At 51.4% G+C, this 720-nt stretch carries 1 protein-coding gene; it reads right to left on the minus strand.

The features are described 5' to 3' along the window. On the minus strand, window positions 1-619 hold a 619-nt coding region (locus A3751_RS18540), incomplete at its 3' end, for a DEAD/DEAH box helicase (protein WP_197466214.1). Window positions 620-720: the final 101 nt, after the last annotated feature.

Genomic DNA, 720 nt, shown 5'->3' on the forward strand with positions numbered 1-720 from the left:
GAGTGGCGTTGAGCTCAATGGTTGCCGGATCGTCGAGAAGCTCATCGGCGAGCCCTCTGAGTGCTTTGTTGGCAAGCGTCGCAGAAAACATGGATGTTTGCATGCGCGCCATACAATTTGCAGCAATGGATAGCACTTCGTCACTGAAGCCCATATCGAGCAGTCGATCGGCTTCATCCAGAATCAGTACCTCAACACTCGAAAGATCAAATCCATCGCGTGAAATAATCTCTGAGAGCCGGCCGGGCGTTGCCACAATGAACTGTGGCGGTCGTTCAATCAGCTCGATTTGCTTTTTGATGTCGGTACCACCACTGACGATACCAAAGCTAAGGTCTGTGAATCGTCCGAGCTGTTTTGCCTGACGCAATACTTGTTGCGCGAGCTCTCGCGTAGGAACCAATACAAGCGCAAGCGGTTCACCTTGGTCGCGGTCAAGTAGGCGCTCAAAAGCGGGCAACAAGTAGGCCGCCGTTTTTCCGCTACCTGTCTCTGCGCTGACAAAAAGGTCTTCGCCATCTAATGCAGGTTCGAAGCAGGCTTCTTGCACTGGAGTAGGGGTTTGGAAGCCAGCCTCTTTAACGGCCTCTAAAAGCTTGGTATCAAGATCTAAGAACACGAACCTTTCCTGTTTGCAGCGTGTGTAGGGTGTCTGGCGCGAATAGTAGCAGAGAACTAGGCAAAGTGATGCTTTTGCCTGCGCTTTCACGGAACAAAATA

It is taken from the genome of Oleiphilus sp. HI0080 (genome assembly GCF_001635135.1).